The organism is Bradyrhizobium sp. USDA 3397, from assembly GCF_054060965.1.
Genome location: NZ_JBSSDS010000001.1, coordinates 3,317,312 through 3,338,882, shown reverse-complemented (window position 1 = coordinate 3,338,882; position 21,571 = coordinate 3,317,312). Strand labels below are relative to the sequence as shown.

Genomic DNA, 21,571 nt, shown 5'->3' with positions numbered 1-21,571 from the left:
TCTTTTGTTCGGCCGCGCCGCAGGTCATTCTTCCGTCCCGGCCATCAATCTTGCAGCCGCCGCCCACAGGGGCGGTCAAGGCTAGCCGCACTTGCGGCCACCGCAAGGCTTGGCCTTGACCGGCCCGACCACGGTGGCACGCTGCATGGAACGGGACTGGCCAAGCTGGAAGTGGCCGTCAGCTGCGATTATGGTTGTCGGGCGCGGGTGACCTCGTGGCGAAGCGTGACGCGTCGGCTGCAAGCGTCACCGGACTACCTATGTTGTCTTGCCGAATTGAGGCGCCCGCCCGCCCGCTCTTGGCCGCCGCGCTTTCCATTGCGACACGAATTGTTCGTAGTTTCGCTCCGCCTGGGCGGCAATCACCATCTCGCGGTCGCGCAGCGCCTTGATGTTGTAGGCATAGGCAGCTCCACGCCGGTTGCCTTTCTGTTGCGGATGTCCGGCTTGCAGTTGCATCGCGCGGGTCTTGTTGGCGACCAGCGCCGGGCGCGCCCACAGGTAATCCTCGCCCTTCGTCAACAAATGCCAGCAGAGCACAGTGAGCTTGCGAGCCACGGCCACCGCGGCGATCTGATGGCCGCGCCGGGCGCGGATGCGGACGAAAAACGCATGGAGTGGACCGGGCGCCTTGGCCGCTGCCCAGGCCGCCTCGACCAGCATGGCGCGCGCGTGACTGCGGCCGATCTTGCTGATGCGGCCGTGATGGGCGGCGCCCAGTCCCGACTGCCGCACCCGCGGGTTCAGCCCGAAATAGCTCACCAGCTTCTGCGGGCTGTTGAACCGGCTGATGTCGCCGATCGCCGCGACGATCCCGGCGGCGACCGCCAGATTGACGCCGGTTATCGTCATCAATTTGTTGACCGCGGGATCGTCCATTGCGTCCTGCGCGATGTCGCGGTCGAGCCGGGCCAGGTCTTCCGCCAACCGGTCAAGCTCACGGACCTGCCGATCGATCGCTGCGCGTTCATCGTCCGGCGACTGTTGAGCGGCCAACCACGCCCGGCCGCGGGCGTTGAACAGATCGGCATGCGGGCACTTCGGGATCAGGTGCTCGTGCAGGATCGAATGCGCCTCGTTCTTGAGCCGCGTGCGCTGCCGCACGACCTGGTAGCGCCGTGCCACCAGCCTGCGCTGCCGTTCGGTCTCCGCGTCCGGCGTCCAGATCTGCGGCAGATACCCGGCCGCCTGAAGACTGGCGAGCGTGCCGGCATCGATCTTGTCGGTCTTGACGTGAGCCTGGGCGATCGCCTTCACCTGCAACGGATTGGCGATAATCACCCGCGCCACAAACGGAGCCAGAACCCGCGACACCGCCATGCTGTTGGCAGTCGCTTCAACCACCACCTCATCACTGGCCAAGAGGCTCTTGCCAAATCCCTCCAGCGCAGTCTGCGTCATATCAATGCGGCCCGCACGTCGGAGCCTGCCGTCTTCCCAAAGCACCACCTCCCCGAAAGTTCGGTGGACATCGATGCCAATCACCCGTCGCATTTGCACCTCCTGCCTGACACATGACGGGAGCTGCGGGCGACACGACAACTACTTCGCGCTCTCGGCGCAACCGGGCGAGTCGCAGAGGCGGCCAGCTACTAACTCGAGCTATCGGCTCATCGTGTGTATCGGTCTGCCTGCACCTTCGTGCTCCCGGTGCCTCTGTCCCGATGGTCGCACCATACGCTACGGTGTAGGACACCGCGGCAGAACGTTGGCACCGAGACATCTCATACCGGTTACCAATCCCATTGAAAGCACCTTCGCCACCGTGCGCCACCGCACAATCCGATCGAAGGGCTGCCTGTCCAACACGACCGCCCTAGCAATGGTCTTCAAATTGCTTGAGGGCGCACAGAAAAGCTGGCGACGGCTCGACGGACACAACCAGTTGCCAAAACTCGTTCTCGGTGTGACATTCAACGAGAGGATCGAGGTCATCGCCAAGCCGACCGACCGTCAGCCCGCAACCGCCGCCGCCTGACCGGCCCGCTCGTCGCCAAAAAAAGTGGCGATAGCTCCTCCAATGGGGCTGAATCATCTCGCCGCTAGCTGGCCCGGCGAAGCGGATGCGGCAGAGGTAGCGCATTTGTCAACCCCTCCCCGGGTGAATATAGGCGCCGAGTCGCATCCGCGCTGCTTTCTGTCGAACTCGCCGATTGAGTCTAGTTTTGACGTTCTACCGCTAATGGGCGTGATGAGGCTTGATAGCGCGTTTTGACGAAACGAACACAATCGTCTTCGGTACGAGAACCCAGCGTGGAGCGCGCCCTGCTAAGCGGCGCGACGTATTCGGGGTTCGAAAGCAACTGATGCGCGATCCGAATGGCCCGTCCTGCGGGGTCAAAGAGCCGCACGAGCCGGGGGGCGTTAGGTCAATCAGTTATAAACGTTCAGTGGATTGGCTGCGCGCCATCCGGCGCGTCGCCCCGGAGCGGCTGTCGGTGATCGCAAGCATGCCGAGTGGCTACTGTATGAGGCGTAAACGCGATATTGCTCTCGGCGGTAAGCGGCCACATGGACCGCTTTCATTATGTAAATTGCTGCGCAGGTCTGTCAGCTTTCTGTAAGCCAGCCCCGATAAACAATCAGGGTTTAACGGGAGCGTGGCCGGGACAGCGCATGAGCTGAAGGACCACCATGGGCCGAGTTGCGCTTCCGTTAAACTCATTGCACCGCGGATGCGGCAGGGATCGTGCCTCATGCTGCCCCCAGGCCGTCAGGCGTCGACGCGTTCGCACTGCTTCCAACTCGGGTTAGGTCTCGTTCTGGCAGCATCACTCGTTTTGCGGAGCTCCCGATTAGCATCTTGCCACCGCTAGCTGAGCTTGGAGCCGGTTGGCGGGTTGCAGGGACAGCGCTGCCCCGTGGGGGACGAGCGCGGAGTGCGAAGGGCAACTAGCAGTAGAGGCGGGCAGTGACAATCATCCAACCCTCTGGAAGGGAAGGAGATTGCCTGCGAAGCCCGCCCGCTGTTGTCTTGGTGCAATTGTGTCTGCCATTTGTGGCGACGACGGCGCCGACTGCGTTGCCGATTCTTCGACGTGGTACTCCTTGTCGTGACTTTCGGCGTCTCGGATAATCTTTCCAAAGGGACCGCTTCTATCGCGTTCCGTCTGGATTTACTTCGTCAACATTTCTTGCGTCCGTGTTTGGCCTGTCATTCTTGTTTATGCAAAGCGCGCCTGTCTGGACATGCTGGTGTCTCCAATTTCTCCCAGGCAAAGACCCAACCTAGAGAGCTGCCGACGAGGATGGGACCGACCGATTTTGGTAGGTGCCCTTCGGTACTTCTAGAAGATACAAGTTGATAGCCTTGAGAATTTGAGCCTCTCGGGAGCAAAGGTGGCCAGCTCCAGTCTCCGTGACGGGGTTGGCCGCCAGCGCCTGCGGCACCATGCGCACAGGGCAGCTACAGGCCAACAAATGCATACATTCGAGCGGCATATCACGTCCTTGCGGTCGCAAGCCCTTGCGGTGCTTGCGGCCAATCAAGCCCGTGCCGCCGATCAGTCTCTGGAACCATCAGATCGCAACACCGCCGCATTTAACATCGACGAAGTTCAGGCGATGCTAGCCATACTCGATTGCATGAAGCCCAACCTGCGGTCGAAGGAAGCACGGCAGATCGCTGCGCGCATACGCGCGCTTCTAGAGGGGTCACAGCGGGGGCAAGTGGTTCGAATAGGATGTCTGTGAGGCCACTCGGTAGTACAATGAGTAGCCAAACCGTGCGCAGCATATCGAGCTGAAAGAAACGCTCAAGCCACTGTTACGAGAGGCGTATCGAGATGGTAGCAGAGGGCGAGCGCCGATACGACTTTGTTCGTGAGTCAGCGAAGCGACGGCGCGTGCGCACGGAATATGTGGGGCCGGGAACCTTGTGTTCGGAAGCCCCGCAAGTCTTGCAGCGGCGATCAGCCGCCAATTCGACAAACCTTGTATAGTGCTTTGTAGCCGATGCTATATCACCCACTTACCTTGGTAGAGTTGAGCGCCGGTTAGATCGTTTGTACTTTCGATGTCGAACCTGGATCATTCGATCTGCGGTTCACTGCGAAGTCTGAACTGATGCCTTGCCAGAAGTCGGCGCGTTCCAATTATGTGTTGAGACGAACATCTCGTTGCAGCAAAAAGGGCCAGAGCTTCCTAGAAGGTGCCACTATCGAGATCGCGATCAGCCACCAGATCAGCGGAATGGCATTTGTTCGAGCGACGAAATTGTAAGCGGAGAGTAGGGCGTCCGCGCTCGCGAGTGTGTAAGCCCTTAGAGTAGCCGAATGACCCGTCGCTTGTGCTAGGGTCTTTAGGTACAGTCGCCGCATTGATGATCGTCGCTGGTGTGCGTTGCCGGCGAATTTGCATCTCACTTTCGAAGGACGAGTCGACATGACTACCGAGCTTTCTATCAAACGCCCGGTCTTGTCTATCGTCGTCAGTTTCCTGATCCTGCTGATCGGCCTGCGCGCCGCCACCCTACTGCCGATCCGGCAATATCCCAAGCTATCCAGTAGGGTCATCAATATCACGACTTCCTATCCTGGTGCCACCGCCGACACTTGCGGCGAGCGCGATCTCCGACTACCTCTCGCGCGTGGTGCAGCCGGTTATCTCAACCGTCGACGGGGTCGCAACGGCAGAGACGCCGGGTGGCCAGAGTTTTGCGATGCGGCTATGGCTCGACCCAGCGAAAATGGCTGGGCACGGCGTGTCGCCGGCTGAGGTTTCGGCTGCGATTGCCGCTAACAACTTCCAGACCGCGGTTGGTCAGACCAAAGGCTATTTCACTATCTCTGATGTTACGGCAAATACAGATCTGCGGAGTGTCGATGATTTCACGCGCATGATCGTCGAAGCCAATGACGGTGGACTGGTGCGCATGGAGGACATTGCAAAGGTGGAGCTTGCCGCGCAGACGACAGACACTAGCGTCACGATGAACGGCGAGCTGCGGTCTTTATCGGCGTGCAGGCGAGCCCACAGGGCAATCCGCTAAACATAGTGCAAGGCGCTGTTTCCGGAAATTGAGCGTAACCTGCCACCGTGGGTGAGGATGAAAGTGGCCTACGACTCCACCACATCTATTCAGTCATCGATCGACGAGGTAGAGAAGACGCTCATTGAGGCCATCGCGGTCGTGGTCGTGATCTTTCTGTTCCTGGCCTCGCTGCGGTCGGTCATCATTCCTGTGGTCACCATTCCGTTGTCGCTCATTGGCGTCTGCAGCATGATGCTGGCGCTCGGGTTTTCGTTTAATCTGCTGACTCTCCTTGCGAGGTACTCGCGATCGGTCTCGTTGTCGAAGACGCGATTGTGGTGGTGGAGAACATTCATCGCCATTTAGAAGAAGGTGCACCGCCCGACAGGCGGCCACAACCGGCGCACGCGAGATAGTCAGTCCCGTTATCTCCATGACGATTACCTTGGCTGCGGTATATGCCCCAATCGGAGTTCTCGGCGGCCTCGCCGGTGCGTTGTTCCGCGAATTTGCATTCCCGCTAGCGGGAGCGGTGATTGTGTCGGGTGTGATCGCTTTGACGCTGTCACGCATGATGTGCTCGCTATTCTTGAGGCGCGCCGAGGGGGGCGATTTGCAAGCCTTGTGAACCGCGGCTTCGGCGCCATAACACGATGGTACGGCTGCAAGCTCGACCGTTCGCTCGACTATCGCCCAGTTGCCGGGCCTGTTTGCGCTGACCATGCTGGGCCTTGTCGGCTTTCCCTATATGAATATCCAAGGAGCTCGCGCCGGAGGAGGATCAAGGTATCGTATTCGCGCTAACGCAGGCGCCGAAATACGCCAATATCGACTACCTGGACTATTAGGGCACCAAGCTTGAAAACGTGTTCAAGAAATTTCCAGAGACTGACTTGAGCTTCGTGCTCAATGGCGTTACCGGAAAGCAGAGTGGCATGGCCGGCATGCCAAGCCTTGGGACGAGCGCAAGCGATCATCGATTGGACTAAAGTCGCTTGTCCAGACCGAGCTATCCAAAATCGAAGGCATCAACGCGTTTGCCTTTAACTTACCTCCCTTCCCGGCGGTCCGGATGGCTTACCAGTGCAGATGGTGCTCAATTCGACGCTTAGCTTTCAATCCATCTACGAGCAGATGTCGAAGCTGAAGGATGCTGCGCAGAAGAGCGGTCTTTTCGTGGTGAGCGACTCCGATCTCGAGTTCAACCAGCCGGTGGTAGGAATCAAGGTTGATTGGTCCAAGGCTAGCGAGCTTGGCATTACCATGCAGACGATCGGCAACGCGCTCGCCAGTTGCTTGGGGGAAACTACGTCAACCGCTTCAGTTTGCAGGGCCGCTCGTACCAGGTGATCCCGCAGGTGCCGCGAGAGGAACGCATGGCGTCGCAAGCAATCGGGAGCTATTATGTGAAGACTGCGACGGGATCGATGCTTCCGCTGTCTACCGTAGTCTCAACCGAGACTGCGACCGCCGAACGCGCCCACCCACTATAATCAGCTCAACTGCGCGACCTTTCAGGCCGTGCCGATGCCCGGCGTCACGATCGAACAGGCTGTTGATTTCCTAGAAGCCGTGACCTTGCCCCACGGGCTTAATCCAGTTTGAAGTTCGCTCTGGTCCCACACGAGGACCGGAGCATGAAGCGCAGACGCTTTTCGGAAGAGCAGATCATCGAGATCTTGAAGGAGCACGAGACCGGGGTTTCGGTCGCCGATCTGTGCCGCAAGCATGGCGTCAGCGACGCCAGCATCTACAAATGGAAGGCCAAGTTCGGCGGGATGGAGGTCTCGGAGGCCAAGCGGCTGAAGACACTGGAGGGCGAGAATACACGGCTGAAGCGATTGCTGGCCGACGCCATGCTGGACAATGCGGCGCTGAAGGATCTTTTGGGAAAGAATGTATGGTCCGCACCGTCCGTGCAAGGGATCGTAACAGCGAAAATGACGCTTTCAGTTGCATAAATGTATCCGGCCTGTCGCGAGTGGACTGCTGTTGCAGCCAGGCCATGATGAGATCCGCGCACGCCGTTCCCAATAAATGGTTCGGGCACGAAGCCCGCTTTTTTGCACAGGGCTTACGGCATGTTGATCCACTGTTTCGTCATCACTGTTCGCGAGCCTTGCAATCTCGCCAGAAGTCGTCAGGTGAAAGCAGGATCCCTGCGTTCGTAGAGTGCTCCTGGCTTGTTCAAGACCACCCAGACAATGCGAGCCATCTTGGCGGCTAGGGCGACAACGGCCTTATTCGGATGCATCCGAGCTTGGAGTCCGTCGAGCTAGCTTCCCAAGCGATCGCGCGTTCGGTCCAGATGCCGGAAGCAGGATCGCGCGCCATGCACTAGAAGCTTTCTCAAATAACGATTGCAGCGTTTGCTGATGCCAAGCAACGTCTGCTTCCCGCCGGTCCAGTATTGTCTGGGCACCAACCCCAGCCAGGCAGCAAGGTCGCGAGCCTTGCGAAACTGCAGCCCATCACCGATCGCGGCAAGCACAGCGGTTGCACCTAATGCGCCGATACCAGGGATTGTCATCAGCCGGCGTGTAACGTCCTCTCGGTTAGCGACCGCTTCGATCTCCCTTGTCACTTGGCGGATCCGTTCTTCGAGGCGGCAGAGATCGGCGCAGAGATCGCCGACCAGACGCCGCATCACCGGTGATATACCGTTTCCTTCGTCTTTCAAAGCGAGCGGTAGCTCGAGCTTGAATTTACAGCACCCTGACGCAAAGGTACGCCATACTCGAGGCAGAAAAGCCCGCATCTGATTGATCAGGCGTGTCCTCGCGCCGACCATCTGGTCACGGATTCGATGCAGCGCTTGAAGATCGACCTGGTCCTCCTCCTTCACGGCGACGAAGCGCATTGTCGGTCGCGTCGCGGCCTCAGCGATCGCCTCGGCGTCAATGATGTCGTTCTTGTTTGACTTCACGTAGGGCTTCACGAATTGCGCGGGGATCAGGCGCACCTTGTGACCAAGTGCCTGTATCTTCCGGGCGAGCCACTGTGAACCGGCGCAGGATTCCATGCCAACTATGCTTGGTTGTGCGCGAGCAAAGAACTGAAGAAGAGTGTCCCGTCGAAAGCGAACTTTCTGAACAGGTGTGCCGTCGCAGCTCAGGCCAACGACGTGGAACAGGTTCTTGGCCAATGTCGATTCCATAGACAGCCGCAGGTCGCGGCAAATTGCGATGGGCCATCGTACTCTCCTCTATTGATCTGACCTTCCCCATGATGAGGGAGGAGGACGGTGCGGACCATCCCATTAGTGGTGACGCCCGCGGGGAAGCGGAAAGCCGTCGGCCATCTGCGAGAAGCATTCGAGATGAGCGAACGGCGGGCGTGTAAAGCCATCGGCGATTGCCGCATGACCATCAGATACCGGACAATCCGGGCGGATGATGCCTCCCTGCGTCAACGCATGAGGGCGATCGCCCAGGAGCGTCGTCGCTTCGGCTATCGGCGCTTGCATGTTCTGCTCAAGCGGGAGGGCTATCTGGTCAACCACAAGAAACTGTTCCGGCTTTACCGGGAAGAGAAGCTCGCGGTGGGTCGCCGTGGCGGTCGCAAACGGGCGATCGGGACCCGGGCGCCGATGACGGTGCCGATGGCGCCCAACGACCGCTGGTCGCTTGACTTCGTATCGGATCAGCTCACCGATGGCCGTCGCTTCTTGCCGCCTGGCTGGGATTGACGCCGCGGCCTTATTCCAGCGGAGGCAAAGAACGACTGGGAGGAAGATCGAAGATGTGAAATCCGGAACTCCGCTCTCTGCTCGTTGTCGGAGCGACGGCCGTCTTGCGGGTGGTCCGAAACGACGCTCGGGGGCGGCGGTGGCTGAAGGCGCTTCTCGCCAGACGGCCCTTCAAGGTTGCCGCGGTCGCGCACCGCAAAAATAGAGCAGCAAGGCAGCGCCGTGGATCTCCGCGACCTTTCGGAAGAAGTGCCCATCAACTGGACCTCGATCATGGTGGTGGCGCAGAAGGCGGACGATGCTTATGCCGAACTTGAGCGCAAGTCCTCGACTTGAAGGCGCTGGAAAATACTTAGAGGGGCTATCCATCTGCTGATACGAGACCTCCTTGTCATTATCAGACGTCTGTGTCTTTGAGATCTGTGCTTTAAGTACAGCAAAATTGATCATGGGGTCCGGCCGAGCCATTCCCTCGGAGCCGCCGTCCCTCGCCACGGACCGGCGGCCGGCGACATTACCTGCGATTCCCCACGGACGCGGCCTGTCGCAGGGAGTATCTGTAACTCACCCGCAGAGTGCGTCGGGTGGTCACGCCAACGCGCGCAGAGTGCTTTGGTCAGGTTGTGGTCAGCTAGGAATTCTATCCTAGTCGACAGAGCTTGCGCGGCACGAGCTCGATCGCGGGAAACTTTGCCGATAGGAGAACGCTCTCATGTATGGCAGAAGTGTTGGCTCATTCAGCCAGTTCACAACCGGTAACCAAACTGACGATTCAGCAGAGGCGGGAGATAGTCCCCGGTTTGCGGAAACAGTTGCAGGACTGGAGCGAGGTGAGTCGTCATCCGAACCAGCGGCGTCATACTCTCTCGTTTCCGAACCGCCCATTAGAGAGATCGACCGAGAGTCCTTCTTGCGCGGCGTTGAGAGATTCTTGCGCAACGATATCAGGCACATCGCCGAGAACCCAGAAGAGTACTCAGACTTCGTCTCCCAGAAGGCTGAGCGCGCAGCGACGGTTGCTGGAAGTTACGCCAACACGTACGACGATCCAAATAAGCCAGCACGATTTTACAGCTACCAGTTGGGCCACGAAATTGTCGGGCTTCTAAGAGCAGGAGGCCCGGCTCTGATTAAAGGAGACCATTTTCAGCAGCAGTTTGGGCGCAACGATATCACATCCGTCGTAGACCTTAGGGTGACTCATCCGCTTGTCGAGAACGCTGGCGATATCTTGCTAGAACATCAACTGCGAGAGGATGGGGACCATCCGCTGATCTTGTCGCGGCCGGCCCTAGCGGGCATGGAACCTCGTCTAACGGACATGGGTTTTGTTCACGTGGGTCGTAACTACTGGGTGCTTGATCCTCACCAGCGCCCCGATGTATGGGCGAAGAACGAGAAGGACGAGTGGCAGCGGGTAGGCAAGCCTACGAAGTATCTTTCCAAAGATGGGGGCAGTGATGTCGGTCCTCAGAGAAGCTACCAAACGGACTCGTCGGACGATGACCCTTCATTTTACTTGGAGCGCGCTCTTAGGGGGATGCACATGGAGTAAATTGGCTGCAATAGCGGCAGCGGGCCTGAAATGACGGACATTTGACCGTTCTATCGCGGGCTCAACGGTCTTGCTCCAAAAAGGGGGCGCACGCCTAGCTGAAATATTGCGCTTTCTCCGAACTAGACTTCGTGCGGAAGCAAAACGCAACGTCCGCTGTACGTCAAGCTTTTCGGGACACCCGACCTAGAGTATCGCTGCGGATTCGCAGCAATATGCTCTATGTCTCCGCCATAAAACTCTGCCAGCTTGTTCTCGAATGAAGATCTTGAGATCTCAACCAGCGGTGGCTCGTCAACCAGCGCGTATGGCGGGATTGCAGTCGAAAATGATTCAGAGGAGAAACTCGATGGCGCCGAATTCAGGAAGGAGAGTATATCCGGCGAATCCTTGGCGATGCGCGTAGTACCGGTCATCAGTCGCGCTCGTTCTCATTTTAATCGGCCTCGGGATAAATTGCTGGTGCGCTGTGACCTTGCCCCACGGGCTTAATCCAGTTTGAAGTTCGCTCTGGCCCACATAAGGACCAGAGCATGAAGCGCAGTCGCTTTACGGAAGAGCAGATCATCGGGATTTTGAAGGAGCACGAAGCTGGCGTTTCGGTCGCCGATCTGTGCCGCAAGCATGGCGTCAGTGACGCCAGCATCTACAAATGGAAGGCAAAATTCGGCGGGATGGAGGTGTCGGAGGCCAAGCGGCTGAAGACCCTGGAGGACGAGAACACACGACTGAAGCGTCTCTTGGCCGACGCCATGCTGGGCAATGCGGCCTTGAAAGATCTCCTGGGAAAGAAATGGTGATGCCCGCTGCCAAGCGGAAAGCTGTCGCCCATCTCGTGGACGTCTACGGAATGAGCGAACGGCGGGCGTGTAAAGCCATCGGCTGCTGCCGCATGACGATGAGATACAAGGCGACTCGCGCAGATGATGCCCGCCTTCGCCAGCGCATGAGGGCGATCGCCCAGGAACGTCGCCGTTTCGGTTACCGACGCCTGCACGTGCTGCTCAAGCGGGAGGGTTATCTGGTCAACCACAAGAAGCTCTTCCGGCTCTACCGGGAAGAGAGGCTCGCGGTACGCCGCCGTGGTGGCCGCAAGCGGGCAATTGGGACCAGGGCACCGATGATGGCGCCGCTGGCCCCCAACGATCGTTGGTCGCTCGACTTCGTGTCGGATCAGCTCACCGACGGCCGTCGCTTCCGCATTCTGACCGTGGTCGACGATTGCACCCGCGAGTGTCTGGCGCTGGTGGCCGATACCTCGCTCTCGGGCGCCCGGGTGGCGCGGGAATTGGACCGCCTGATCACCGGGCGCGGCAAGCCCAAGACGGTGGTCAGCGACAACGGCACCGAACTCACCAGCAACGCCATTCTGACGTGGGCCGATCAGAGCCGCGTCGCTTGGCACTACATCGCGCCGGGCAAGCCCATGCAGAACGCCTTCATCGAGAGCTTCAACGGCCGGCTGCGGGATGAATTGTTGAACGAGACGTTGTTCACCTCGCTGGCGCAGGCCCGCGTCGCGCTCGGATGCTGGCGCGCCGATTACAACGACACACGACCACACTCACGGCTCGGATGGAGGACGCCGTCCGAGTTCGCCACCACCTGCAACCCGCGACGGGATCTGGCGCTGCGCTATGCTGAGGGCTCCGCGCCAGCTCCCGTCGCTACCACCGCCCAAAGGGGCAACTCCCACGACCGGGGCGAACTCAGGAATGGATAAAACTTGGGGGCAAGGTCAGCTGAAACAAGAAACCTTCCATTTGCATCGGCGAGGTCGCGGGGGCTGCCGCCGATTGAGTGTTCCGCGTTGATGGTAAGCCTAACTGTTGGCATGCTGACATCTAAGCATCAAGACGTCACAACTCTGGTCCGCTCCCGCATGGGCTCGTTCGAGATAGCGCCGCAAAGTGCGGGCCGTCCGCCTGCGGTGCTGGGTTGGCGCCGCCGGTCTCCGTCTTACCTTCAAGGGCCAGGGACAGTTTGAAATTATTGCGCAGCATTGGGTTTGCGGGTTCCGCTGCGAGAGCTTGGCGGTAGAGTTCTTGGGCCTCCCGATGTCGGCCCTCGTGATCGAGAACAACTGCTTTGGCATTCAATGCGCGCAGGTCGCCAGGGGCTGCCAATAAGATCTCGTCGAGCACCTCAAGCGCATCATTCGAGCATTTGCGTGCCAGCAAAGCCCGTGCAAGAGGAATCGCGGCATCAACATTGACCGGTCGTTGCTTCACCGCATCGCGCAAAGCCTGCTCGTCAGCATCCCAACCGAGGGCGAGAGCGATGCGCTCGCGCATAGCTGGATCGACCTCCTTGGCCCCGACCAGCTCTGCCGCAGACGTCGGCTGCTGTGAAAGACCCGACTTGTGCGAGTTAGCGCAACCTGCGAGCAGCACGATGGCAAGCATGGGGAGAAAGGCCGAGCACGAATGGCGACGAAAGTTAGGCCAGCGCCGCAGAACGTTAATCTTACATGAGTTCATAAGTGACCTCACGACCCCAAACCTGTGCTCGTCAGCCGGCCGGCAGGGAGGAGGTCACGATGCCCGGCTGTAGGAGTCTTGTCCTTCCCAGGCGCAAGTTTGACGGAGCCAATCGGCTGGACGGTGAAATCCGAGGCGAGATCCTGATAGGAGAGAACAGGTAGGTCTATTCCATTGCGGGTGAGAAAGCCGCGGACGAAGCGCCGGATATCCATCGATCCCAGGATAACTGGCTGGTTCTGACTGCGTGCGATGCTCGAATGGATCTGGCGAAATTGTGAAAGCAGCATCTCGCTTTGCCGATCCTCCAAAACGAGATAGGGGCCGACAGCGGTCTCGCGCACCGCACTGCGCACGATATCCTCGGTCTCGCGCTCGACGATAAAAGCCGCCACAACACGATGGGCGTTGGCGTAGCGGTGACAGATCTGCCGCTTTAAAGCGGAGCGCACATACTCGGTGAGCAGTACGGCATTTTGTTCCCGTTCGCTCCATTCTGCAAGTGCCTCCAAAACCAAACGGGTGTTCCGGATCGGGATGCCCTCGTCCAGCAAGCGACGTAGGACATCCGCGATGCGAGGGATCGGTGTCGTGCGCAGCACCTCTTTCACCAGATCGGCATATTCCTGCTCCATCCGGCCAAGCAACTGACGCGTTTCCTGAATGCCAACCAGGCGCTGTGCATAGCGTGTCAACGTTGACTGGACGCGTAAGGCGATGATTTCGCTCGGACGGTGGTGCCCTATTCCGGCAGCTTTGAGAGCAGGCGCATGGACTTGTTTAATCCAGATCCGATTCGTGTCTGGGTCGTGCCAAAAGGGGATCCCGCTCAAATCAATGTTTGCCACGTCGTCATTAAGTAAGAGTTGTGTAGGGTCAATGGCGCCCTCCTCCACGGGCACTCCTTCGACATCCACCCGGAATTGCAATTGGGCCAGGTGCTTTGCGCTTTGGGCGGGAATGCGTGGAATTGTGATGCCAAGATCAGCTGAAACCAGTGCCGAAACCCGAGCGACGCACTGCTCGAGTTCCCCTACCTCGATTGCCTGCATCAGGCTCGGCGCTAGCAACAGCGTAATTGGAAGTGCCTCCGCGGGCACGGCTTGCTTCTGACCCTGTGCGGAAGCGGGAGCCGAACCGGTGGGACCGGCGCCGGCTTTGGGAGCGGTCTTGCCCTCTCGCACGCCACCCTTGAGGAAGCTGGCGGCGGAGAAGAGCGCGGCCAGTATGACAAAGGGGGGCAAAGGGAAGCCAGGAACGAGCCCCATCACAAGCAAGACACAGGAGGCCAAGCGTAGGGCTTGTGTGCTGGCCGTAAGTTGGTTGACGATATCGGCGCCGAGATTGAGTTTGGAAGGACCGTTGACACGAGTAACAATGGTTGCTGCGGTAATTGACAGCAGCAGGGCCGGAATCTGCGAAATGAGCGCATCACCGATCGTCAGGATGGTGTATTGATGCATCGCCTCCTCGAGGGACATGCCCTTGGAGAGTGATCCGATCGTGATGCCACCCATCATGTTGATGCAGATGACTATAAGTCCGGCTATGGCGTCGCCCTTCACGAATTTCATAGCGCCGTCCATCGCGCCGTGCAGTTGGCTTTCTCGCTCCAGCGCGCCGCGCCGGCTGCGGGCTTCGTGCTGATCGATATGGCCGTTGCGCAGCTCCGCGTCGATCGCCATCTGCTTGCCCGGTAGCGCATCGAGCGTGAAGCGCGCCGATACCTCCGCCACCCGTTCGGCGCCCTTGGCGAGAACCATGAACTGCACCATGGTCACGATCAGGAATATGACAATGCCGACGGCGATGTTGCCGGATATGACGAAATCGCCGAACGTATGGATGATGCTGCCGGCATCGCCCTCGGCTAGGATCAGTCGCGTCGTTGCAACGGTAAGAGCGAGACGAAAGACGGTGGAGATCAGGATGACGCCCGGTAGGGACGAAAAGTCGAGCGGCGTGTTGAGATACAGGGCTACCATCAACAGCAATATGGCAAACCCTAGATTGAAGCCGATCAGCATATCGATCACGATGATCGGGATCGGCATGATCATCATTCCGATCGCCAGAAGAAGCATCAACGCGACCATCAAATCCGGGTGAGTCGGCGCGCGCGTGATGAGATCTCGTAGATGGTTGGCCATGAGAAGCCTTATTGTTGTTCGATTGCAGCTGTGCTGCCCCGCAACAAAACATAGCGTTTGAAGACGGCTTGCGCTTCGGTGATGCGGCCAGCGTGACGCAGCGCGTGGCTGCGCATCAGCATCAAGGGTAGACACGAAGACGGCTCGTCATCCAGCTTGTCAAGCTGATCCAATACCGACAGTGCTTCGTCACCGCGACGCTCCAAGATGAGAGCGTAGGCCAAGATGCGGAGCAGGCCGATATCTTGGGACTGTTCGTGAGCGGCCAGCCGCAACAGAGCCAGGCTCTTGGCGCTCTGTCCGCACGCAAGGTAGACATAAGAAAGAACGCAGAGCAAATCTCGCTCCGGCCCGGAGATCAGCTCGACAGCGCCGGCTTCGGAAACGCGCTGTGTAGATGTGAAGTGTTGTACTTTGTCTGGCCCGGCCATCGCTAGCCTTTGATCAAGCCGTTGTGACTCTGCCGGAGCAGGATTAATCGCTGCAGCTCCAGTTGCAGAAGCGCGGCCCCTTCACGTGAAACCAAATCCTCTGGTGCGGCTGATAGCGTATCAGCCAAACGCTCCAGAAGAAGGCCGTGTTGCTCTGGACGCAGAACATGCGAATGACGTAAGCGCGGCGTCACGAAGGAGAGCAGACTGTGCGCGAGATTGGGCTCATTAAGCCAAGCGGGTTCCGAACCTGGCTCGACCTGACCTGGCGGGGCGCGCGCCTCGTCGAGATTGACGCGCGAAACTGCATCGATCGAACTGAGCTCGAGCGCGCTCTCGATCGTGGCGTCGACCAACGGATCCAGCACGTCGCTGTGACGAGAAATTGAGGTGTGGCTCTTGTTATCATTGCCACGCGTCCGATCCATCCCGATGGACTTGGCTCGAGAGCTAAGCGGCGTGATGGCAGATGCATGATGATCGACGTTTGGCTCCTGAAAAGAGGTGCCGGTCTTGATGGGATTCGGGGGCAGCCTAGTCATGGCACTTTGCTTCCTTACCTGCGGCCTAAAGCGCTAATAGGGTAGGGTGGCAAGCCGACCATCCCGGCTCAGCAGAACACGCCCTTCCTCAATTCCGCAGACGGTCCATCCATTGCTCAAGAGCGCGCCGACGAAATACTTTTGACCGGCAATGACAATATAGGGTTCGCTCCCGCGCCAAACAGCTTGGACCTCAATTGCGGGGGGCGTCTTCTCGACCTTGATGGCAACCGCATTGACCAGCGTATAAGCGCCATTGCTGTTTTGATCAAACCGCTGCTGGACGTCTCGCCATGTGGCGAGCGAGGCGGGCGTAACGGTGCCGTCGGCGGTGACAACACCGGCCCCAGAGCCGACCTTGATGCTGACAAGGCCCGCTCTGTCGACTTCCTCTTGCAGCCGCTCGGCAGCTGCATCGGTGGCCAGAGCATCAGGAGCGCTGAGCGCCAGCTTGGGTGCAATGTCCGTAGCAGGGGACGACCGACTTGACGCCACGGTGGTGTCGGTCTGGACAAAATTGGATGAGACTGCGCCAACCGCGGCAGAGCTGATCAGGACAAAAGTGAGAACGGCGAGCGGTATACGCCGGCGGTTGATGGAGCCAGCTTGTTTGTTGTCCTCGATCGTCCAGCGAATGGACATCGCCCCGGCATGCAAAACGACAGGAAGAGGGACAACAATGGGCTCATTCGCTAAAACAGTCTCATGCCCCTCGATCCTGACGTCCCTCGCAAGGGCCTCGATCTCGATTGAATTGGAATGCGGGGTGACACGAAGATGGCGCGGTTCGAGGCCTTGTTCGACGAAGATTAAGTCTGCATCGAGGCTGCTGCCAATCAGACACGATCCGCCCCTCACTTTACTTGTCAGCCCGGAATAACACCCCGACAGCACTTCGAAATACAGGCAATTTGGTTCATTCACGGTCGGTTTCCTGAACAGCGAACGGGACCGTACGGCAAAACCGTACGGCCCGTTGCGACTTCACAGACTAAGCAGCCGGGGAAAGTGGGGCGGCGACGTCGCCCCACTCATCCCTTACTGCACCCGCTCATCGGCCGCTTTTTTGACAGTCGAAAGCTCGGTCGAGACGACGCGAAGTTCCACATCCCTCTCAGCAGCCTTTGTGCTGGTCGCAGTCAGAGCGGCGATTTGCCGTTGGAATGCCGCCTCTCCAGCAACTTCAGCAGCCGTGGAACCTGCTGCAGCAGTAACGGTGCCGGCTGCCCCACCTGCAGTCGAGGTATGAGACGCACCAACATCTTTAGGCATAGTATTCTCCTGTTTGCTCGATTTCGCCGCCACGTGCGGCTCCTATTTCCTAACGTCGCAACATGCGGGCGTCAGGAATCCTCCTCTGTCTCGGCCATGACATCGTCGAAATGGCTCATTGTACTATTCGCAAATTGGAGAGCAACGGCTCCCAGAGCGACGTTGAACGCTTGCCGCATAGCGGCTTCATGCGAGTTACCGCCCGGAGTGGACGCGCCGCCGTTTACGGGAATGTTTGCATCAGGCGATCGGTCATGATCGTCGCGCTCGCCAGGCTTGTGAGATCCTTTTTTGACGCCGCTTTTGCCGCCAGCCGCATGGAGGTCAGCATCAACGTGCCCAGCGGCGCTAGAGCTCGTAACGCGCATCGGGTTTCTCCTATGTCAATTTGATGTGCCAATGGAGGCAGTTTCCACCCTCCACTATGCAAGTATTAGCTTTCGACAAGCTGACGAGTCGTAGAAAATACAATGAGCCGATGCTGGATCGTCATTAAACGTCTTCACCAGCAGACCGTATTTGAACGATTGCCGGCGAAAGCCGGAGATCAGATGGTTAAGACAAACAATCGTGGAGCTTGATCGGGCGAGCACGTTGCTCATCGCTTCGAAAGCGTTCATTTGCCGAAGTGTCAAAGCCGCCACTAATAAAAGCGCTTTGGGCTCGACGTGCTGCAATCTCGGGCTTGTTGCGATGCCTCCGAGCTCTTTCGACAATTTGCTTGCGGTCTGGCGATACGGCACGGAGCTTGACCTCGTCGGTAGCGAGGCTGAAAGCCAGAGTGACGGCCGATTCAGCGGCCAGAGCGGTCCATCGGACCTGGCAGGCCCATGGCAGATCCGTCAATCGCGACCCATTTCAGGGAGTCCGAGCAGGAGCCCGCTGCTCGAGAAAGAGCCCTTCGGCTCTACCGCTCTGGACCAATGTGCTCTCAATCCTTGCGCAACCGGCAGGCTCCGCGGCTGTGGCCGGTCTGTCGGGTATTGTTAATGCATCGCGATGTTGACAGGCGGCGTATGCAGTCGATGGAACTTCACAGCGGCAGACTGGGTTTGAGGTCGGTATCGACGATCGAGTGCGGCCAACATAGTTTTGTGCGCAGCGAAGGGCCGAAATAAGTTCCTCGGATCGAGTGCGGTCTCAAGTATGCTGGTGGAGCTTGCGCGACCTACTGCTCGGCAGAGAGGCCCAACCGCGGGCAGGTCGCGCAAGCTCAGTTTCCAGCGTGATCCTGAGAGGATAGCCGTCGCTCGGCCTAGGCGTAAGCGCCTGCAGTTTACAAGCGCTCGGACTCGATGCGAGCCTTCAGGTTATTCAAATAATCCTCCGCGTAGGACTGGGCCACCGAAACCGGCAGGTTGATGCCGGCCGTCGCGGCTTCTTGAATTGCCTGCTTCACCAAGCCTTCTCGCATTGCTAATTTGACCTCAGGTCCGGCGATGCAGCCCACCGCCTGTGCCGCAAGGCTCAGCCCGGCTTCTTCCAGCGCTTGCTTTATGTTGCCGCCACTGATGGCAGTGTGAAGAAGATTTGCAGCTTGCGCCTCGGCTTCGAGCACCATTGACGCCAGATCGGCCAATTCACCCAAACCTGGAATGAAGCCAAGTACACCGACTGCTGTTGCGGCCCAGTCGAATACCTTAGAGCCAACTTTGAGCGCGTCATTAAGTGCGTGCATGAAGGCGCCACCGTTCTTTTTGGGAGACTTGATGTCGGGCTGGTCTGCCACGCCCATCGTCATGTCCGCGACCGCGTCCTGCTCGGCATGCGTTCGGACGGCATGCGTCTTCACTTGGTGGACGGTGCGGTTCGCACCCGACATGTTGTTGAAGAACTGGTTGAAGTCGCTGTTGCTGATGTTGCCGGAATCGACCGTATGCCCGCCGCCGAAGTCGAAGAACTTATGGTGGGTTTTGTAGCCCGTAATCGCGTTGTTCATCAACCCGAACAACACAGGATCGGAGAGCAGCTGGGAGGCCGCCTTTCGCACCTCGGGCGTGAGGCTCTTATCATCGACCATGCTCGCCAGCTTTTGCAGGGTCAGATCACCGTTCCCGAAGAAAGCGCTTTGGTTCTTGTTGATCGTATTGAGCGTATCGAGCTCGGCTTGCGTGAGATTCATCGATGATGAAGCAATCTGCAGGAAGTCCTCTTTGTGGACCTTGTCTATCGAGCCACCATACAACTGCTTCCATTCATCCGGGTGATCGAGGAAGTATTGAGCGGCCGCGAGGACCTGTGGCGGGCATTTGCCGGTTTTGGCTTCGCCGTCGACGATCCGCTTGAAATCCGCAAGGCTCAGGTTCTTAGGCAGGTTGTCGGAATACCGATAGAGCTCGCGCAATGCATCGGCCTGGGTCATAACCGATGGCTCGCCATTCCGGGTGCCGTCGGAAGGGATGTAGTTTTGCGTATAGCTCTTTGCCCGCTGCTCCTGGAACGCACCAACCTGAGGGTGGTGATCGGAGAAGCCGGAGAGATCATCTGCTTTAATCTTCCCGCCGCAGCGGCCGTCACCTTGCGAGCCTATCGCATAGAAGAGCTCTGGGTCCTGTTGCAGAGCCTCGATCGCCGCTTTTAGATCCGGTGGTATGGAGGGATCGTTGGCCAAATCTCCAAGAGAGTTCCAATCCAGCGGGCATTTGTCTTTGTGTCGGTTCAGCACCGACACAATCTGCAGCTCGGCGTCAGTCAACGTGCCGCTGTTCCACGTGATCCTGGAGCTTTGTACGGGTGCCTCTGCAATCTTCGGTGCGCTCGCAGCGGAGGAGGACTCCGTGGAGGATGGCTCTGGCGCCTGCTCACATGCGTCCAGTGCGGCCTTGATCTCCGGCGGGAGGATGTTCCGCGCCTCCTGCGTGAGTTCCTCCGTCAGCTGCTTGGCTGACACTGTAGCCGCCGGATCCCGCGGTGCGGAATGGCCATCGACCTTGTCTTTCAACGAGAAACTAGCCAGCATCGCCTCGAAATTTGAAAGATCCCGCGCCGATGAGGGCCCGGGCGCCGGCCCGGACAAAGTGGAGCTGGCGATTAGCGACAGGTTGTTGACTGACATTATACGTCCTCTGATTTGAGATCGCACCACAAGCCGGTCATGTGGCGCAGCCCGAGAATCGCGACGAACAACGAGCAATAAATGTTGATAGGAGTCGATGGCACCTACCACTTGCTTCCGATTGCTCAGTGCGCCCCAGCACTCTTCCGCTACAATCTATAGGCACATCGCCCTCTAGATATTCACGCCGTATGGTAGTTCGACTAGCTTTCCAAAAGCTGACGGCATTCAGGGGTTTCATAACGAGTCGCGAAATGACAGTGTGAATGGAGGTGATGGTTCTTGATATCGGAATCGGCTTGCCTGCTTTATTTCGATCGCTCGCCTCCACGCCAATTAGGTCGAGTTAATGAACCCGAGTCTTCCGCTCTGCGGATGGTCACGTGCGCTGATTCCTGCAACAACATCGCAGGTCTCCGCAGCATCTTATGGTGAAATCACCCACGCCTAGCGGCCTCGCGCCTGCGCCCAACGAGAATGTTGGCGTCTGCCCGATGAGCCAGATACAGAATGATCGTATCAGATTGACTGGCGTAGATGCTCGAAAGAGTCCGACGGTATTGTGCAGACCATGTTGCCCCGAGCGGATCAAAGCTCAGCTGCGCCTGGCATTCTTTATGTCATCATGCTTATCCGCTTGGCGAGTGTTCGCTCGAACCTACAGGCCAAAGGTCAGAGTCTAGCGATGGTTTGAGACGAATAAAACCTTCTCCTCGCCATTCCGCCCTGTGAGGCACACCCAGGTTGGTGAGCGTGGTTGTCCGGGCAGCCCTGGTCGGTATGAGATCGCGGCTTTTTAGCATTTCGATCTGAGCAGGCGTAGCGGTTTGGCCAGTGAAGACCCAATCGTCCCTGGCGCGACGGCCGTTCGCTATGGCAAATCTCCAAGTTCCGGCGGAGCAACCCGTGCGCAACGCGAGCTCTTGCTTGAGACGGTCCAGCGTGAGGTGACCCGGATCTTGCCAAACAAGATCGTGGCCGAACTCGGAGGCATCCACGCGTGCTGAGCGATCGGCTGTTGGGAATTGGTCCGTTCGCCGCCGCTCAATGATGGCTCGACACGCGATGATCTACCTCCGAGTTCCTGCCAAATTAGGTCCTGGCTGAATTCGGGTATCTTACGCAATGCGACTCTCTCCGGACCGGCGGGCGACGAGGACGAGTGGGACGCTGGGCTGTTGTCCGCCGAGCTTAGCGCGTTTGAAGTCCATCCTGTTCCTCCTTTTGGACAACGGAGGGGCTTTCATGCTTTTGCGATGAAGCTCATTTGCATGGCAGAGTTCTTAGAGTTGTTCAAAAGCTCGCACGAGGCGTTAAAGCGGCAAAGCACGGTCACCCATGCTGCTGGCCAGGACTCTGGTTCGCATCCGTGGCCCCGGCCTGGATGTTTATTGCGCCGCCCCGCGGCATCGGCCATCTACATATC

15 protein-coding genes and 8 pseudogenes are annotated in these 21,571 nt (G+C 58.6%); 12 read left to right on the top strand and 11 right to left on the bottom strand.

From position 1 onward, the window contains the following. Nucleotides 1-258: 258 nt before the first annotated feature. Nucleotides 259-1,476 carry an IS110 family RNA-guided transposase gene (locus ACVWYQ_RS15695; protein WP_456727151.1) on the bottom strand — a complete coding sequence of 406 codons (1,218 nt, stop codon included), beginning with the start codon at nt 1,474-1,476 and terminating at the stop codon, nt 259-261. 259 nt (nt 1,477-1,735) lie between these two features. On the opposite strand from ACVWYQ_RS15695, the pseudogene ACVWYQ_RS15690 reads away from it, so the two are divergent. The 7 genes and pseudogenes from ACVWYQ_RS15690 to ACVWYQ_RS15660 all read left to right on the top strand — a co-directional run. Continuing rightward, a pseudogene (locus tag ACVWYQ_RS15690) lies at nt 1,736-1,978 on the top strand (IS256 family transposase); the annotation flags it as partial. A 2,405-nt stretch (nt 1,979-4,383) separates the two neighbouring features. Further along, nucleotides 4,384-4,716: an efflux RND transporter permease subunit gene (locus tag ACVWYQ_RS15685; protein ID WP_456725867.1), complete on the top strand. Its 333-nt coding sequence runs from the start codon at nt 4,384-4,386 to the stop codon at nt 4,714-4,716. After that, nucleotides 4,604-5,338 (top strand): annotated as a pseudogene (locus ACVWYQ_RS15680) (efflux RND transporter permease subunit). The gene ACVWYQ_RS15685 and the pseudogene ACVWYQ_RS15680 overlap by 113 nt, the downstream one beginning before the upstream one ends. Beyond that, a pseudogene (locus ACVWYQ_RS15675) lies at nt 5,308-5,600 on the top strand (efflux RND transporter permease subunit). Before ACVWYQ_RS15680 ends, ACVWYQ_RS15675 begins: the two co-directional pseudogenes overlap by 31 nt. Before the next feature lie 455 nt (nt 5,601-6,055). Continuing rightward, nucleotides 6,056-6,322, top strand: coding sequence for a hypothetical protein (locus ACVWYQ_RS15670; RefSeq protein WP_456725866.1), 267 nt, complete (start codon nt 6,056-6,058; stop codon nt 6,320-6,322). Beyond that, nucleotides 6,319-6,465: a hypothetical protein gene (locus tag ACVWYQ_RS15665; RefSeq protein ID WP_456725865.1), complete on the top strand. Its 147-nt coding sequence runs from the start codon at nt 6,319-6,321 to the stop codon at nt 6,463-6,465. Before ACVWYQ_RS15670 ends, ACVWYQ_RS15665 begins: the two co-directional genes overlap by 4 nt. Nucleotides 6,466-6,609: 144 nt before the next feature. Then, nucleotides 6,610-6,873 (top strand): annotated as a pseudogene (locus ACVWYQ_RS15660) (transposase); the annotation flags it as partial. Nucleotides 6,874-7,112: 239 nt separating this feature from the next. On the opposite strand, the pseudogene ACVWYQ_RS15655 reads toward ACVWYQ_RS15660, so the two are convergent. Continuing rightward, nucleotides 7,113-8,166, bottom strand: a pseudogene (locus tag ACVWYQ_RS15655) (IS110 family RNA-guided transposase). A 68-nt stretch (nt 8,167-8,234) separates the two neighbouring features. Here ACVWYQ_RS15655 and ACVWYQ_RS15650 point away from each other — a divergent pair. The 5 genes and pseudogenes from ACVWYQ_RS15650 to ACVWYQ_RS15630 all read left to right on the top strand — a co-directional run. Then, a pseudogene (locus ACVWYQ_RS15650) lies at nt 8,235-8,639 on the top strand (IS3 family transposase); the annotation flags it as partial. Between the two features lie 2 nt (nt 8,640-8,641). Then, nucleotides 8,642-8,875 (top strand): annotated as a pseudogene (locus ACVWYQ_RS15645) (transposase); the annotation flags it as partial. After that, nucleotides 8,838-9,016, top strand: a pseudogene (locus tag ACVWYQ_RS15640) (CCE_0567 family metalloprotein). The pseudogenes ACVWYQ_RS15645 and ACVWYQ_RS15640, both read left to right, overlap by 38 nt. A 575-nt stretch (nt 9,017-9,591) precedes the next feature. Beyond that, on the top strand, nt 9,592-10,215 hold the full coding sequence (locus ACVWYQ_RS15635; RefSeq protein WP_456725864.1) for a host specificity protein: 624 nt from the start codon (nt 9,592-9,594) through the stop codon (nt 10,213-10,215). A gap of 533 nt (nt 10,216-10,748) precedes the next feature. After that, nucleotides 10,749-11,938 (top strand): IS3 family transposase gene (locus tag ACVWYQ_RS15630; RefSeq protein ID WP_456725863.1). Its coding sequence is split into 2 segments (ribosomal slippage): nt 10,749-10,998 and nt 10,998-11,938, totalling 1,191 coding nucleotides; the frame shifts between segments, so codons are not numbered across the junction. Nucleotides 11,939-12,074: 136 nt separating this feature from the next. Here the strand turns inward: ACVWYQ_RS15630 and ACVWYQ_RS15625 are convergent. From ACVWYQ_RS15625 to ACVWYQ_RS15585, 9 genes are all read right to left on the bottom strand, one after another. Beyond that, complete coding sequence (locus tag ACVWYQ_RS15625; RefSeq protein WP_456725862.1) at nt 12,075-12,620, bottom strand: tetratricopeptide repeat protein; 546 nt, start codon at nt 12,618-12,620, stop codon at nt 12,075-12,077. Nucleotides 12,621-12,703: 83 nt separating this feature from the next. Beyond that, nucleotides 12,704-14,845, bottom strand: coding sequence for a type III secretion system export apparatus subunit SctV (gene sctV, locus ACVWYQ_RS15620; RefSeq protein ID WP_456725861.1), 2,142 nt, complete (start codon nt 14,843-14,845; stop codon nt 12,704-12,706). A gap of 8 nt (nt 14,846-14,853) precedes the next feature. Beyond that, nucleotides 14,854-15,276 carry a type III secretion apparatus assembly chaperone SctY gene (gene sctY, locus ACVWYQ_RS15615; RefSeq protein ID WP_456725860.1) on the bottom strand — a complete coding sequence of 141 codons (423 nt, stop codon included), beginning with the start codon at nt 15,274-15,276 and terminating at the stop codon, nt 14,854-14,856. A 2-nt stretch (nt 15,277-15,278) separates the two neighbouring features. Further along, nucleotides 15,279-15,818: a hypothetical protein gene (locus tag ACVWYQ_RS15610; RefSeq protein ID WP_456725859.1), complete on the bottom strand. Its 540-nt coding sequence runs from the start codon at nt 15,816-15,818 to the stop codon at nt 15,279-15,281. 33 nt (nt 15,819-15,851) lie between these two features. Beyond that, nucleotides 15,852-16,742 (bottom strand): SctD/MshK family protein, encoded by an 891-nt coding sequence (locus ACVWYQ_RS15605; RefSeq protein WP_456725858.1) that lies wholly within the window; start codon nt 16,740-16,742, stop codon nt 15,852-15,854. A gap of 114 nt (nt 16,743-16,856) precedes the next feature. After that, a complete protein-coding gene (locus ACVWYQ_RS15600) occupies nt 16,857-17,123 on the bottom strand; it encodes a nodulation protein NopA (RefSeq protein ID WP_456725857.1) in 267 nt (88 codons plus the stop codon). A 38-nt stretch (nt 17,124-17,161) separates the two neighbouring features. Continuing rightward, entirely contained in the window at nt 17,162-17,458 is a 297-nt protein-coding gene (locus tag ACVWYQ_RS15595; protein WP_456725856.1) for a hypothetical protein, read from the bottom strand. A 54-nt stretch (nt 17,459-17,512) separates the two neighbouring features. Continuing rightward, on the bottom strand, nt 17,513-17,833 hold the full coding sequence (locus tag ACVWYQ_RS15590) for a hypothetical protein (protein ID WP_456725855.1): 321 nt from the start codon (nt 17,831-17,833) through the stop codon (nt 17,513-17,515). Nucleotides 17,834-18,366: 533 nt separating this feature from the next. Further along, nucleotides 18,367-20,145, bottom strand: coding sequence for an HrpF/NolX family T3SS translocon protein (locus ACVWYQ_RS15585; RefSeq protein ID WP_456725854.1), 1,779 nt, complete (start codon nt 20,143-20,145; stop codon nt 18,367-18,369). Between the last annotated feature and the right edge of the window lie 1,426 nt (nt 20,146-21,571).

Excerpts from the sequence above, each read along its gene's own strand:
- ACVWYQ_RS15685 (WP_456725867.1), top strand. The coding sequence starts at position 4,384 with ATGACTACCGAGCTTTCTATCAAACGCCCGGTCTTGTCTATCGTCGTC.
- ACVWYQ_RS15625 (WP_456725862.1), bottom strand. The coding sequence starts at position 12,620 with ATGCTTGCCATCGTGCTGCTCGCAGGTTGCGCTAACTCGCACAAGTCG.
- sctV (WP_456725861.1), bottom strand. The coding sequence starts at position 14,845 with ATGGCCAACCATCTACGAGATCTCATCACGCGCGCGCCGACTCACCCG.
- sctY (WP_456725860.1), bottom strand. The coding sequence starts at position 15,276 with ATGGCCGGGCCAGACAAAGTACAACACTTCACATCTACACAGCGCGTT.
- ACVWYQ_RS15610 (WP_456725859.1), bottom strand. The coding sequence starts at position 15,818 with ATGACTAGGCTGCCCCCGAATCCCATCAAGACCGGCACCTCTTTTCAG.
- ACVWYQ_RS15595 (WP_456725856.1), bottom strand. The coding sequence starts at position 17,458 with ATGCGCGTTACGAGCTCTAGCGCCGCTGGGCACGTTGATGCTGACCTC.
- ACVWYQ_RS15585 (WP_456725854.1), bottom strand. The coding sequence starts at position 20,145 with ATGTCAGTCAACAACCTGTCGCTAATCGCCAGCTCCACTTTGTCCGGG.